General features: G+C 34.5%; 14 protein-coding genes. 1 reads left to right on the top strand and 13 read right to left on the bottom strand.

Annotation, left to right across the window (positions count from 1 at the left end; genetic code table 11):
* Positions 1-7: 7 nt before the first annotated feature.
* On the bottom strand, positions 8-1,537 hold the full coding sequence (gene guaA, locus NG655_RS07325) for a glutamine-hydrolyzing GMP synthase (RefSeq protein WP_252158672.1): 1,530 nt from the start codon (positions 1,535-1,537) through the stop codon (positions 8-10).
* Between the two features lie 61 nt (positions 1,538-1,598).
* Positions 1,599-3,209 (bottom strand): bacillithiol biosynthesis cysteine-adding enzyme BshC, encoded by a 1,611-nt coding sequence (gene bshC, locus NG655_RS07330; RefSeq protein WP_252158673.1) that lies wholly within the window; start codon positions 3,207-3,209, stop codon positions 1,599-1,601.
* Between the two features lie 95 nt (positions 3,210-3,304).
* Between bshC and NG655_RS07335 the strand changes: the two genes are divergently transcribed.
* On the top strand, positions 3,305-5,758 hold the full coding sequence (locus tag NG655_RS07335; protein WP_252158674.1) for a M14 family metallopeptidase: 2,454 nt from the start codon (positions 3,305-3,307) through the stop codon (positions 5,756-5,758).
* Between the two features lie 6 nt (positions 5,759-5,764).
* Here the strand turns inward: NG655_RS07335 and rimO are convergent, their stop codons facing one another.
* The 11 genes from rimO to recR form a co-directional block, all read right to left on the bottom strand.
* Complete coding sequence (rimO, locus tag NG655_RS07340) at positions 5,765-7,066, bottom strand: 30S ribosomal protein S12 methylthiotransferase RimO (protein WP_252158675.1); 1,302 nt, start codon at positions 7,064-7,066, stop codon at positions 5,765-5,767.
* A 36-nt stretch (positions 7,067-7,102) separates the two neighbouring features.
* Positions 7,103-8,089: an alpha/beta hydrolase gene (locus NG655_RS07345; RefSeq protein ID WP_252158676.1), complete on the bottom strand. Its 987-nt coding sequence runs from the start codon at positions 8,087-8,089 to the stop codon at positions 7,103-7,105.
* A 5-nt stretch (positions 8,090-8,094) separates the two neighbouring features.
* Complete coding sequence (gene ftsY, locus NG655_RS07350) at positions 8,095-9,048, bottom strand: signal recognition particle-docking protein FtsY (RefSeq protein ID WP_252158677.1); 954 nt, start codon at positions 9,046-9,048, stop codon at positions 8,095-8,097.
* A 66-nt stretch (positions 9,049-9,114) separates the two neighbouring features.
* Positions 9,115-9,267: a DUF4295 domain-containing protein gene (locus tag NG655_RS07355; RefSeq protein WP_252158678.1), complete on the bottom strand. Its 153-nt coding sequence runs from the start codon at positions 9,265-9,267 to the stop codon at positions 9,115-9,117.
* 2 nt (positions 9,268-9,269) lie between these two features.
* Positions 9,270-9,452, bottom strand: coding sequence for a 50S ribosomal protein L33 (gene rpmG / locus NG655_RS07360; protein WP_252158679.1), 183 nt, complete (start codon positions 9,450-9,452; stop codon positions 9,270-9,272).
* Between the two features lie 10 nt (positions 9,453-9,462).
* Positions 9,463-9,699 carry a 50S ribosomal protein L28 gene (rpmB, locus tag NG655_RS07365; protein ID WP_252158680.1) on the bottom strand — a complete coding sequence of 79 codons (237 nt, stop codon included), beginning with the start codon at positions 9,697-9,699 and terminating at the stop codon, positions 9,463-9,465.
* A gap of 274 nt (positions 9,700-9,973) precedes the next feature.
* The gene (locus NG655_RS07370) at positions 9,974-11,215 is read right to left on the bottom strand and encodes a competence/damage-inducible protein A (protein ID WP_252158681.1); all 1,242 of its coding nucleotides are present in this window, start codon (positions 11,213-11,215) and stop codon (positions 9,974-9,976) included.
* Positions 11,216-11,217: 2 nt separating this feature from the next.
* Positions 11,218-11,829: a fumarylacetoacetate hydrolase family protein gene (locus tag NG655_RS07375; protein WP_252158682.1), complete on the bottom strand. Its 612-nt coding sequence runs from the start codon at positions 11,827-11,829 to the stop codon at positions 11,218-11,220.
* A 33-nt stretch (positions 11,830-11,862) separates the two neighbouring features.
* Positions 11,863-12,636: a 3'-5' exonuclease gene (locus NG655_RS07380; RefSeq protein ID WP_252158683.1), complete on the bottom strand. Its 774-nt coding sequence runs from the start codon at positions 12,634-12,636 to the stop codon at positions 11,863-11,865.
* A 9-nt stretch (positions 12,637-12,645) separates the two neighbouring features.
* Complete coding sequence (locus NG655_RS07385) at positions 12,646-13,983, bottom strand: dihydrolipoamide acetyltransferase family protein (RefSeq protein WP_252158684.1); 1,338 nt, start codon at positions 13,981-13,983, stop codon at positions 12,646-12,648.
* Between the two features lie 70 nt (positions 13,984-14,053).
* Complete coding sequence (gene recR, locus NG655_RS07390; protein ID WP_252158685.1) at positions 14,054-14,671, bottom strand: recombination mediator RecR; 618 nt, start codon at positions 14,669-14,671, stop codon at positions 14,054-14,056.
* Positions 14,672-14,737 lie beyond the last annotated feature (66 nt).

Raw genomic sequence — 14,737 nt, forward strand, 5'->3', positions numbered from 1 at the left:
TTGAATTTTACTCCCATTCAATAGTTGCTGGTGGTTTAGAGCTAATATCGTAAACTACACGATTAACACCTTTTACTCTATTTATTATTTCATTAGAAGTTTTTTGCAAAAACTCATAAGGCAAGTCAACCCAATCTGCAGTCATACCATCTGTTGAAGAAACTGCACGTAAGGCAACACATTTTTCATAGGTCCGTTCATCTCCCATTACTCCTACACTATTCACAGGTAAAAGAATTGCACCTGCTTGCCATACTTTGTCATATAAACCATCATTTCGAAGTCCATTAATAAAAATAGCATCTACTTCTTGTAGCATATTAACTTTCTCCGCTGTAATATCTCCAAGGATTCTAATAGCAAGTCCTGGACCTGGGAAAGGATGTCTACCAATTAATTCTGGATCAATCCCTAAACTTGTACCAACTCTTCTTACTTCATCTTTAAAAAGCATGCGTAAGGGCTCTACTACTTTTAGTTTCATATAATCGGGTAAACCTCCAACATTATGATGAGATTTAATTGTAGCAGAAGGTCCATTGACAGAAATAGACTCGATTACATCTGGATAAATTGTTCCTTGTGCCAACCAAGTAGCACCTTCTATTAACTTTGACTCATCGTCAAAAACATCAATAAAAGTATTCCCAATTGCTTTTCTCTTTGCTTCTGGATCAGATATACCTGCTAATTTATTTAAAAAACGCTCAGAAGCATCAACTCCTTTAACGTTTAATCCCATTCCTTTATATTGATCTAAAACACTCGAAAATTCATCTTTACGTAACAACCCATTATTTACAAAAATACAGGTAAGCTGATCCCCAATAGCTTGATGTAATAAAACTGCTGCTACTGTTGAATCTACACCACCGGACAAACCTAAGATTACTTTTTCATCTCCGATTTGACTTCTAAGCGATTCTAAAGTCATAGAAACAAAAGAATCAGGTGTCCAATCTTGTTTCACACCAGCAATATCAACTAAAAAGTTTGATAAAAGCTGTTTCCCATCAGTAGAATGATATACTTCTGGATGGAATTGAATTGCATAAGTAAACTCACCCTTAATTCGATAGGCAGCATTTTCTACATCAGAAGTACTTGCTAAACGAACACCTCCTGTTGGAAGTTCTTTTATAGTATCACTATGGCTCATCCACACTTGACTCCCTTTATCAATGGACTTGAAAAAATCTTCATTTGAAGCAACAAAAGACAAATTAGCTCTTCCATATTCTCTAATGTTAGAAGGACTAACTTTTCCACCCGAAAAATGAGCTAAATACTGAGCTCCATAACAAACCGCAAGTAAAGGAACCTTTCCACGAATATTTGAGAGGTCTGGATGAGGTGCATCTTCTGATCTCACAGAGTATGGAGATCCGGATAAAATTACAGCTTTAAACGGACTAATGTCTTCTGGGATGTTATTATAAGGGTGTATTTCGCAATAGATAAACAACTCTCGGACACGTCGAGCAATTAATTGAGTGTATTGCGATCCGAAGTCTAAAATGAGTACTTTTTCTTCCATACGCGAATTTACAATTTAATCTTCTACCAATAAAACTGAAACCAATTTTTAGCGAAAAGAATTAGTCTAAAACAATCCAATCAAATTTTAAAGAAAGTGGATCGAGATGTTTTATTAAAAAAGGGATTAAATCAGCACCATGATTTAAATAAAATTCAGAAAAATTTACGGTTCGCTCCTGTAAAGATTGATTGGGGAACAAAGATTCATGAAGCAATGTTAAACGGGACACTTGGTCTGCTAATTTTCTTTTCTGAGCTTTCAGCAATCTTTGTTCAAGTTTATCTATACCTTTAAATTGCTTCGATTTCTGAGCTTTTAAGGCACCTTCAAAGGTAGCATCTGTTTGATTAACTAAACCTTCTAATTCTTTGAATTGATCTTCTAGGGCTAATTTAAACCCTTGAAGATCCAGATTAATATTACTTATTTGACGTACTTTTTTATTTATCAAAGAAGATCGTTTTAAAAAAAGATCCTTCGGACTGAGTTCTAAACGATCTATTTTTTTTGCCACTTTCTTTGGAACAAGAACAGCTGCATTTCGATGCAACAAAACAGGGAATATCTCATTTTGGGAATCGAAATATGCCTTTAGCTCAATCCAATAAGCTAACTCCCCACCTCCTCCAACATAGCAAAGATTCGGAAGAATTGTTTCTTGATATAAAGGACGCATCAAAACATTGGGCGAAAATCGTTCTGGAAAACTCTTTAACTCTTCTAGAAGCTCTTCAGTTGACCAATTCATGGTGTTTTCTGCATTTGAAAAACCCTTAGAAGTTCTCACAATACGAAAACGATCTTCATCCGTTAGATAAAACAAATTAATCTCTCTTGGATTTACTTGTGGTGCATAGGAAGAATCGTACTCCTGTTGTATTTTATCTATTGTATCTCCTACATGAAGAAGGCAAGAACTGGACAACAACTCCTTTTCCATTTTAGGAACAAAAAGCTCTTTTAGTGCAGAATTATCTCCGTCAATGATCACCAATCCTTCTTTTTCAAACAAACTATGGACAAGCCTCCGTGTTGCTTCTACAAGGGTAGCAGAATTGGAATAGCTTTTTTTAATTAGTTTTTTTATTTGATTGGCTGTTTCGGAATTTCCGAGTTCTTTTTCAAACAAAGTAAAAAGAGTATCCAAACCTTCCAATGAAAATTTCCCTACAGCTCCTGCTTTTTCTCTACTCCATTTAAAGTTTTTATTTTTAAAATTGAAATAAGAAATTTCTTCAAAATCGTGATCTTCAGTGGCCATCCAAAATACAGGAACGAAATTATATTCGCTATGGGTTTCTTTTAATTTCTTACACAAATTAAGAACACTAATTATTTTGTATAAAAAATAAACAGGACCCGTCATTAAATTTAATTGATGTCCGGTTGTAATTGTGAAGGTTTTTTTACTCGACAGGCTTTGTATGTTTTCAAAAACTAAACTCTCTTTGTTAAGAAGGGGTCCATATTGCTCATTTAAAGAAGAAACTAAAATTTTACGATGGTATTCAGAAAAACTTTTTTGCTTTTTTAAAAGTTGCTTTTTCAATCCACCCAAAGTCGGACTATTTCCATAAAAATCTCTTAACTCTTTATTCCCTTCGAAAAGGTCGCAGATAATTTTAGAAACATAACCTGTATCGCGATAAGGAATTTTTTGAAATTGCATAGATTTAATTCGTAGTAGTAAAGATATTCCTTATCAAAGGAATATAAAAATATAGGATTAATTTTATCTTTACTCACCAAGATAAATTTCAACAAATGAAAAACTTATATTTTACCGTGTTTTTTTGTTTCATTTTTGCAACGAGCAAAGCTCAGAGTATTCCTTCCCCAAGCGAATTTTTAGGATATGAATTAGGCACTCAATTTACAAGACACCATCAAGTAGTTGCGTATTTTGAAGCTGTTGCCGCGGCATCAGATCAAGTGAATATATCTAGCTATGGAAAAACTTACGAAGGAAGAACCCTCCAAATTGCTTCTATTTCTAGTGCTAAAAATTTAAATAACATCAACGAGATCAGAGAAAATCATCTAATAAATTCTGGTTTAAAAAAAGGAACACCTTCTTCTTTAGCTCCTGTGAGTGTTGTATGGTTAAGCTATAACGTTCACGGCAATGAAGCTGTTAGTACTGAGGCAGCCTTGAAAACCATTTACACCCTAGTTACCGAAAAGTCAGAATGGCTTGAAAACTTGATCGTTTTGATGGATCCCTGTATAAATCCAGATGGAAGAGATCGATATGTAAATTGGTACAATCAAGTTAAAAGCACTCCTTTTGACAGTAATCCTATTGCAAACGAACATTATGAAGAGTGGCCTACAGGAAGAACAAACCATTATTATTTTGATTTGAATAGAGATTGGGCTTGGGTGTCTCAAAGAGAAACACAACAACGATTAAAAGTTTATCATCAGTGGTACCCGCAAGTGCACGTTGATTTCCATGAACAAGGCGTAAACAGTCCTTATTATTTTGCTCCAGCAGCAGAACCACTTCACGAAATAGTCACAGATTTTCAAAGAGACTTTCAAAACACCATAGGAAAAAACCACGCTAGTTATTTTGACAAAGAAGGTTGGTCTTATTTTACAAAAGAAGTGTATGATCTTCTCTATCCTGGCTATGGAGACACCTACCCTATGTTTCATGGAGCCATTGGAATGACCTATGAACAAGGTGGAAGCGGAAGAGCAGGACTCAGTATAAAAAATGAAATCGGAGACTATTTAACACTGAAAGACCGTATTGATCACCACTACACAACCGGACTCTCTACTATAGAAACAGTTCATAAAAACAGTGAATTACTAAATTCAGAGTTTAAAAAATACTTTACTCCGGGCAAAGTAAAATATGCCAACTATGTTATAGACGGAGATCCAAAAAAAATTGCGAGTCTAACATCATTATTAGACACACACCACATTCCCTATTCGAGTCCAAAGACAAATATGAGCGTTAAAGGATGGAATTACGACAAACAAAAAAACAGTACTACAAGTATTACTAAAAAAGCTATTGTTATTGATGGTAAAAGTCAAAAAAATCGTTTAATTCAAGCATTATTTGAACCCAATACCAAGATTGGTGATTCAGTAACTTATGACATTACATCTTGGTCGTTACCCTATGCTTACGGTCTTAAAGCGATCGCTACACAAGAGAAATTAAAAAATACAATCCCATACGCAAAAGCTAACAAAGTTAATAACACAGAATCTAAAGCATATGCATACGCAAGCCCTTGGAAAAGTTTTCAAGATGGGAAATTTTTGGCTGCACTATTAAAACAAAACATTAGGGTTCGTTACAACGGAAAACCTATTAAAAACAAAGAAGGAAAATGGACCGAAGGGAGTCTATTCATTCTTAAAGGAGAAAATAAAGCTCTAAAAGACTTCGACGCTACAATAAAAAAAATAGCGGATAATACAAACCAAAAGATCACACCCATTGCATCAGGTTTTTCTGAAAAAGGAATTGATTTGGGATCTAATGAAATGAATTTTATATCAAAAAAGAAGGTAGGATTAATTAAGAGTAACAATGCTAGCCCTCAAGGATATGGTGAGGTTTGGCACTTTTTTGAGCAGCAATTAAAATACCCTATAACGCAAATTGACCTGGATCGACTAAACGATCGCAACCTCGACAAATTTGACATTTTAATTCTTCCTCCAGGATACTATAGGAACATAACCGATTCTGAATCAGAATTAATTAAATGGATTCGAAAAGGTGGAAGAATAATTGTACTTGGATCTGCTGTCAATTCTTTTGCTGATTCAGATTCATTTGATTTAGAAAGTAAATCAAATCTCAAGGAAAATAAAAATAGAAATATTCCATTTTCTGAAATTGAAAGAAATGATATTAGTTCTGCAATTTATGGAAGTATTTATAAAGTAAACATAGACAACTCACATCCATTAGCCTTTGGTTATGATCAACAATACTACAGTTTAAAAAACAGTGAAAAATCATATTCCTTACTAGACAACACTACCATTGGAAGGCTCCCAAAGAACGCTAAACCTGTTGCTGGATTTAGCGGAAGTGAAGCAACTAAACTTCAGAGTGAATCACTAATTTTTGGGATAGAATATAAAGGTAGAGGAAGTGTTGTTTACTTGGTAGACAATCCACTATATAGAGCGTTTTGGGAAAATGGTAAACTATGGATGGTTAACGCTATCTTTCACTAGATTTTCCTAAATAGGTTCTGCATATAAATCAAAATCTGCAGCCTCAGTAATTTTCAAATCAACATATTCTCCCTGTTTAAGATAATATTTAGTTGCATCTACAAGAACTTCGTTATCTACATCAGGCGAATCCATTTCCGATCTACCTACAAAGAAGTTACCCTCTTTTCTGTCAATTATACATCGGTATGTTTCACCTACTTTCTCTTGGTTTAATTCCCATGATATTTGAGATTGAATGTCCATGATTTCTGATGATCGTCTCTGTTTTTCTTCTTCAGGAACATCATCTACTAAATTATGAGCATGAGTGTTTTCTTCATGACTATATGTAAAACAACCCAAACGTTCAAAACGCATTTCTTTAACCCATTCTTTTAACTCTTCAAAATGTTCAATCGTTTCTCCAGGGTACCCCACAATTAAACTGGTGCGGATGGTTATTCCAGGGACATGTTTTCTAAACTCTTGAAGTAATTTAGTTGTTTTATCTTTAGTAGTCCCTCTTCGCATGGATTTCAAAATATCGTCTGAAATATGCTGCAGGGGAATGTCTAAATAGTTACAAACTTTTGGTTCCGATTTCATTACATCCAAAACATCCAAGGGGAATCCTGTTGGGAAAGCATAATGCATTCGAATCCATTCAATTCCTTCTACCTTGACTAGAGCTCTTAAAAGCTCAGCTAAATTTCTTTTCTTATATATATCAAGACCGTAATAAGTGAGATCTTGGGCAATTAAAATGAGTTCTTTCACTCCATCTCTAGCAAGATTTTCTGCTTGCTTTACTAAATCTTCAATTGGAGTAGAGCGATGTTTCCCTCGCATCAACGGAATGGCACAAAACGAACAAGGTCGGTCGCAACCTTCAGATATTTTAAAATAGGCAAAGTTTTTAGGAGTAGTAGTCATGCGTTCACCCAACAATTCATGTTTATAATCTGCTTCTAACGCAGATAATAATTGAGGGAGCTCACTGGTTCCAAAATATTGATCCACACTTGGAATCTCTTTCTCCAAATCTGGCTTGTAGCGTTCACTTAGACAACCGGTAACAAAAACCTTATCAATTTCTCCAGCTTCTTTACGTTGAATATTATCTAGAATCGTATTAACCGATTCTTCTTTTGCATTGTCTATAAAGCCACAAGTATTGATCACTACAATATTCCCATCTTCTTCATGAACAACATCTTTCCCATTAGCTTTAAGCTGACCCATTAACACCTCTGAGTCATATATATTCTTAGAGCATCCTAGTGTAATGACGTTTATCTTATTTTTTGTTGTGCTTTTTGTACGCATATTACTTATTCTATGGGATAATATCCTTTATTTAGTTTAATGAAGGTGTAAATCAAAGAAACGTATCGTTTCTTTTGTTACACTTTCAACATCTTGACTTGTTATGTAGGAAGTCATCACATGATCTCCAGTATTTGGGAAAGCCATTTTCTCTCTTTGAGAAACAGGGGTTCCTAGTTGATCAAACATATCTAGCATAGCTTCAACAGAAACTACATTGTCTTGATTTACTTCATCTTTATAGTAATAACCCATAAAAACTGGGACTTTAATTTTAGCAAAAGTTTCTGGAATCATTGCAACTTCCAATAATTTTTGAACATGAGTTAAAGCTTGCATATGGTATCTAGTGGTCCAATAATTTTCTTTTGGAGAAACAACATTCTGCATTTGATGATGATCAGAACCCGCGACTGCAATGGCTAAATTGAGACCCCAAGGAAGTGTAATGAGGGGTGCATTAGGGTCTTTAATTCTAATATTTGGAGAAAACAGCCCAATTGAAACAATTTGAGGATCAGTTCCTAGTAATAGACTCAACGTACCTCCATTTGATGTTCCCAGTACAATCACTTTTTCGCCTAAAGTTTTTGCTACAGCCAACGCTTCTCTAGCACTTTCTAAATAAGCATTAGCTGTAAAATCACTCATTGGACTATCACCATCTATTCCATGCCCGAATAGTCTAGGTAAATACAAATTAGCTTTAAAATGTTTTGCAACCTCTCTATGAAAAGGGGCTCCTTCTTCAGAACTTGCAGAAAAGCCATGAAAATAAATTACTGCATACTCTGTTTTTTGGGGAATAGAATCAAAGAATTCAATTCTACTTTGATTTCCTTCTTTAAGGTTTTCTACAATAACCTCCCTAGAATCGATCCAAGATGCTAACTCTACTAAATCTTGAGGAACCTCAGGCAAGCTTTTATAAAGTTCAGGAGCTTCTACTTTTGGTCCGGAATAAAACAAAATGAATAGCAGTCCAAATACCCCTATGACAACTTTGGTAGCTTTCTTTAACATAGAATTTAATTAAAAAAGGAGTGAAGAAATGTTTCCACATTAAAAATCTGTAAATCTTCAATGCCTTCGCCAACGCCAATAAATTTGACTGGAATTTGAAATGCATCTGATATACCAAGTACTACTCCGCCTTTTGCAGTACCATCTAATTTAGTTACCGCCAAAGAAGTTACTTCAGTGGCTTGAGAAAACTGTTTTGCTTGCTCAAATGCATTTTGACCGGTTGAACCATCTAAAACTAAAAGAACTTCATGTGGCGCTTCGGGTATTACTCGATCCATAACCCGTTTAACCTTAGATAGCTCGTTCATTAAATTAACTTTATTATGTAAACGTCCGGCAGTATCAATAATAACAACATCTGCCTGTTGTTTAAGAGCAGACTCAAGTGTATCAAAAGCAACAGAAGCAGGATCACTTCCCATTTCCTGTTTTATTAAAGAAACCTCTGAACGATCTGCCCAAACCTGTAATTGATCTATGGCTCCAGCTCTAAAGGTATCAGCAGCTCCTAAAACGACCTTTTTTCCAGCAGCCTTAAAATGATGTGCTAATTTACCTATTGTTGTGGTTTTACCAACTCCATTGACTCCGACCACCATAATAACATGAGGTTGATTTTGATATGAATCTGAAAAAGAAAAAGGAGTTTTTGGCTGTTGATCTATAAGAATACTTGAAATTTCTTCTTTGAGGATAGACCTTAACTCTTTAGTCCCTAAATAACTATCTCTTGCAACTCGGGCTTCTATAGCCTCTATAATTTTAAGAGTTGTAGAAACTCCGACATCGGCTGTAACAAGAACCTCTTCAAGATCATCGAGTAAATCAACATCTACTTTAGATTTTCCTGCAATTGCAGTTCCTAGTTTTGAGAAAAATGATTTACGAGTAGCTTCTAACCCTTTTTGTAGATTTTTTTCTTGGTCTCCAGAAAACAATGATTTTAATAAACTCATGAGTATTTAAAATAAAAAAAGCTACTGTAAAAGTAGCTTTTTTTTAATAGAATAAATCAAATTCAATTAGTGTTTACTTAACCAGTCATTTACATTGTCTGGGCTTATAATAGTTTCTGCGAAAGAATAACTTTTAGAGCCATCTTTCTTTACCATTTTGATTACTTTGGTAAGTCTTTTCGAACCCGATTGAAGGGTAGCTACTGATTTCTTTGCCATTATTATTTAATTTCTTTGTGAACTGTCATTTTCTTCAAAATCGGATTGAATTTTTTAATTTCCAAACGATCAGGAGTATTCTTTTTATTTTTTGTTGTGATATAACGCGAAGTACCTGGTCTTCCAGATTCTTTGTGTTCAGTACATTCAAGTATCACTTGTACACGGTTTCCTTTTTTTGCCATGATCTATATATTAGATAGATTTTCCTTTTGCTCTAGCCTCTTTTAAGACTGCAGAAATTCCTTTTCTATTAATTGTTTTTAATACAGAAGCTGTTACTTTTAAAGTAATCCATTTATCTTCTTCAGGGATAAAAAATCTCTTCTTGATAAGATTAACTTCAAAACGACGCTTCGTTTTGTTGATGGCTTTAGAAACATTGTTACCAAACATTGCTCTTTTTCCACTTATTTCACAAACTCTTGACATAATTCTAGACTTTAGTGTTCTTTTAAAACAGGATGCAAATTTAATGTTTTTTATGGAGTAACAAAATAGTTTACCTCAAATTTTAATGACTTTTTTTACTTCTATTAGGTAAATGAGATCATTGTGCTTTATTTTTCTTGAAATATACCAAGCTATTTGTTTAACAATCAGCAATAAATGGATATAAAATCAATAATTTAAACTACAATAAATATGCTAAATTCATACCTAAACAGTACAGGTAAATTTAAATCAACAACCTACTTCAAAGGTGCTAAAAAACTTCTTTGTAAAGCAATTCCATTACTTTATTTACTGCTTTTTCCAACACTCGTTCTCTGTGTTTACCAAGGTGTAGCTCATAACTTATAACATTATTAACTGTAGCCAGACCTATATAAACAGTTCCAATTTCAGCATCCGAATCTCCTTTAGTAGGACCTGCGTTACCTGTTGTAGATACTCCGATCGAAGTTCCAAACTTTTCAAGAGCACCTACTGCCATTGCTTCTGCTACTTGAGCACTTACTACAGAATATTCGTTGATTAGGTCTCTAGAAACACCAAGCAAATTAACTTTTGCATCTGTTGAGTAAGCAACTACTCCCCCTTTAAAATACGCTGATGAACCAGGAATATTGGTCAAGCGGTTTGCTATTTTTCCTCCAGTACAACTTTCTGCGATTGCTAGTGTTGTTGCTTTATTGACAAACTGATTTTTTAACTGTTCCTCTATAGAAGCTTCTTCTTCAAAACCCATAATTATATCACCGATTAGGGGATATAGCTTTTCGATTTCAGAATCAATTCGACTGTTCAACAATACTTCATCCGTACCTTTCCCAGATAATCTTAAACGTACTCTACCAAGGTTTGGAAGGTAGGCAAGTTTAATATCATCAGGTAATTGATTTTCCCAGGACTCTATTCTTTCTGCAATTACACTCTCACCTAGACCGTAAGTCAATAATGTTTTATGAATAATAAAAGGACGAGTATAGTGCTTTTGAAGAGCTGGAATTACTTCATTGGTTATTAACGCCTTCATTTCGAAAGGAACTCCGGGTAACGAGATTACAACTCGATCTTCCTCTTCAAACCACATCCCTGAAGCTGTACCAAAATAATTATCAAGCACTTTAGCTTTTGAAGGAAGTAGGGCTTGCTTTCTATTTTCGTCATTTATTGGAGTCGGTACATACTTAGCAAACATTTCTTCGATCCGTCCCAATATCATATCATTTCTGACTAAAGTATCTTTAAAATAGGAACACAGAGTATGCTTGGTTAAATCATCTTTCGTGGGTCCCAGACCACCTGTTAAAATAATAACCTGAGCTCTTTTTTTTGCCTCATCCAAACAACTTTCGATATGCTCTTTTCTGTCAGAAATAGAAGTAATTTGACCGACTTCAATTCCAATTTTATTTAATTCTTTAGCTATAAAAACTGCGTTGGTGTTTACGATTTGACCTATTAAAATCTCATCACCAATACTAACTATTTCTGCAATCATGCTTATTTGACTTTAATAGAAAACATTTTGCGTCCCTCTAGAGAACCTTCTAAAATGTCATTTTCAGATACCTTACCTACCCCAGCTGGTGTTCCTGTAAAAATAATATCGCCAATTTTAAGAGTAAAAAATTGGGATACGTAAGAAATTATTTCATCGATTTTCCAAAGCATTAATGAAGTTGTACCGCTTTGAACAATTTCATTATTTTTTTTCATTTGAAAGTTTAAATCGTCTACGTTAGGCAATTCACTTTTACTTATCCAAGCTCCAACAACTGCAGCTCCGTCAAATGCTTTTGCCTTCTCCCAAGGCAGTCCTTTTGCTTTTAATTTAGCTTGTAAATCTCTTGCAGTAAAATCTATTCCAAGACCAATTTCATCGTAATATTTGTGAGAAAATTTTTCTTGAATATGCTTACCGATTCTATTTATTCGAACTAAAACCTCAACCTCGTAATGGACATCTTCTGAAAATGGAGGTATGAAAAAAGGCTGATTCTTTAACAGCAAAGAGGTGTCTGGTTTAAGAAAGATTACTGGCTCTTGTGGCCGTTCGTTTTCTAGTTCTTTAATGTGGTCTGTGTAGTTTCGACCAATGCATATTATTTTCATAATCCTATCTTGTATTATCAGATTACTACCAGCTTACGATCCTCCGTTAAACTTACTTAAGCGTAGGGCCGTTAAAACTTTCTTGGTATATAGTGGAAAATCGGCATTTAGTAGCCAACCAAAATACCCAGGTTCTTTCTCTAAAACCTCTTCTACTGTTTTGCCTTTGTGTTTGCCAAAAGAAAAACAAGGTTGGTTTTCTTTATTCAAAACTATAAAACCAGCAACATCTAACGATCTTTTTCTTGTAGAGAAATTGCTTAAAAATTCTAAGTTGTTTTCTAGCTCGTCATATCGATCTACTTGAGCTAAAAGAATTTCGTAGGTTGCGTCTGTATCAGCCATTGCAGAATGTGCATTAATAAGTTCTTTATCACAATAAAACTTTAAAGCAGCAGTCAATGTACGTTGTTCCATTTTATGAAAAATAGTTTGTACATCAATTGTTTTATGGTTTTTGAGATCAAAATCAACTCCTGCACGCATAAATTCCTCTGCAATTAATGGGATGTCAAATCGATCTGAATTGTATCCAGCCCAATCACAATCTTTCATAAATGCATAGATTTCTGTAGAAAGAGTTTTAAAATTAGGAGAATCTTTTACTTTCTCGTCTGTAATACCATGAATGTCTGATGCTCCCTTAGGAATCGGCATTTCTGGATTTACTAACCAAGTTTTACTTTCTTTGTTTCCGTTAGGAAATAGTTTTAACACAGCTATTTCGACAATACGATCTTTTACTACGTTTATTCCTGTAGTTTCTAGATCAAAGAAACAAAGTGGTCTTTGAAGGTTGAGTCCCATATTTTTAATTTAAAAGTCAATTGATGTATCCCAATGCTCTAGAGCATCACCAACTGCTTTCACAAATTGACCACCCATTGCGCCATTTATGATACGATGATCATAACTATGACAAAGCATCATTTTTCTTCTTATTCCAATAAAATCTCCTTTAGGAGTTTCAATCACAGCAGGCATTTTGCGTATAACTCCAATGGCTAAAATACCTACCTGGGGTTGATTAATAATAGGAATTCCTGTTATTGAACCAAAGTTACCTACATTAGTAACCGTATATGTTCCATCTTGAACTTCATCTGGAGATAATTTATTATCTCTTGCACGAACAGAAAGATCGTTAACAGCACGTGCTAACCCAACTAAGTTTAAGTGATCTGTATTTTTTATTACAGGAACTATAAGGTTACCATCTGAAAGAGCGGTAGCCATTCCTATGTTAATGTTTTTCTTTTGAATTATATTGTCTCCGCTTACAGAGCTATTTAACAACGGAAATTCCTTTAACGCTTTTACTACTGCTGCAATAAAAATAGGCGTAAAGGTTAGTTTCTCTTGCTCTCTAGCCTGAAATTTTCCCTTAACTCGTTCTCTCCAATCCCATAAATCAGTAACGTCTACTTCAAAAAAAGACTGAACGTGGGCCGAAGTTTTTCGGCTATTAACCATATGATCGGAGATCATTTTACCCATTCTAGTCATTTGAATGATCTGATCTTGGCCAGAAGGAATACTAGGGGGCTCTTCCGAATGAATTTGACTGATTGGTTGTGTTGGTATGTATTTAATTTCCGAACCGCTATTAGCTCTGCCCTCTATATAGGCTAAAATATCTTTTTTCGTAACCCTACCTTTATCTCCTGTACCGGGAACTTGCTCAAGTTCATCTATCGAAATCCCTTCTTCTTTTGCTATATTTTTAACTAATGGAGAATAAAATCTTGAAGTATCCGATACTGAGATTATCGGTGTGTTTATAATGGTTTGAGCGTTAGAAATATCAGCTTCAATAATTTCTACTGGGTCTACATCTGCTGTAATTTCCTGAACCTCTGGCTTCGAAACATTTGACTCAATTACTTCTTCCTCTTCAATTACTTCAGTTTCTCCTGCTACTTCTATTACCCCTATTACATCTCCAACTTGAGCAATTTGATTAACTTCAAATCTTTTCTCAATCAAAACACCTTCAACCTCAGAAGGTATATCAGAATCGACCTTATCTGTGGCAACCTCAACTATAGATTCGTCTATTGATATAGAATCACCGACATCTTTAAGCCATGCAGTTAGTGTAGCCTCAGCAACACTCTCTCCCATTTTCGGTAATTTTAGCAGGTATTTGCCCATAATTTTAAGCTTTTTAAAAGTGGTACAAAGGTATCAAAATTCTTAGAGAGTCTCTAAAAAAAATAAAGTACTACCCTTGTAAGGAATCCTCGTATGGAATACGTTTGAGTATACTTCTCCCTAAAGTAACCTCATCGGCATATTCTAATTCATCTCCCACTTGAATTCCTCTAGCAATTGTCGATATTAAAACTTCAAAGGAAGCTAATTGTTTATTGATATAAAAAATAGTAGTATCTCCTTCCATAGTAGCACTAAGAGCAAAAATCACTTCTTTTACATTGCCTTCTTTTACCTTGTCCACTAAAGTATTGATGGTTAAATCCTGCGGCCCAACTCCATCGATTGGAGAAATGATACCATTCAAGACATGATATTTTCCTTGAAATTGACCTGTGTTTTCAATTGCCATTACGTCTCTAATATCCTCTACAACACATATTTGGCTATCTATACGCCTAGGATTTGAACAGATTTCACATATTTTGGTATCGGCTATGTTATGGCATTTGGAACAGAAAATTATTTCTGATCTAAATGAACTCAATGCGGAAACAATCCCTTCTGTTTTTTCCTTTGGTTGTTTTAGTAAATGTAAAACTAAACGCAAAGCAGTTCTTTTCCCTATGCCCGGCAATTGAGACATTTGGTCTACTGCAAGCTCTAATAATTTTGAAGAAAAATCCATGAAAACAAAAATACAGAATAAATAATTCGTGAAAAACAATTCATCTGATTCATTCTTAAAGAAAGA

The organism is Candidatus Arcticimaribacter forsetii (genome assembly GCF_910589745.1).
GTDB lineage: Bacteria > Bacteroidota > Bacteroidia > Flavobacteriales > Flavobacteriaceae > Arcticimaribacter > Arcticimaribacter forsetii.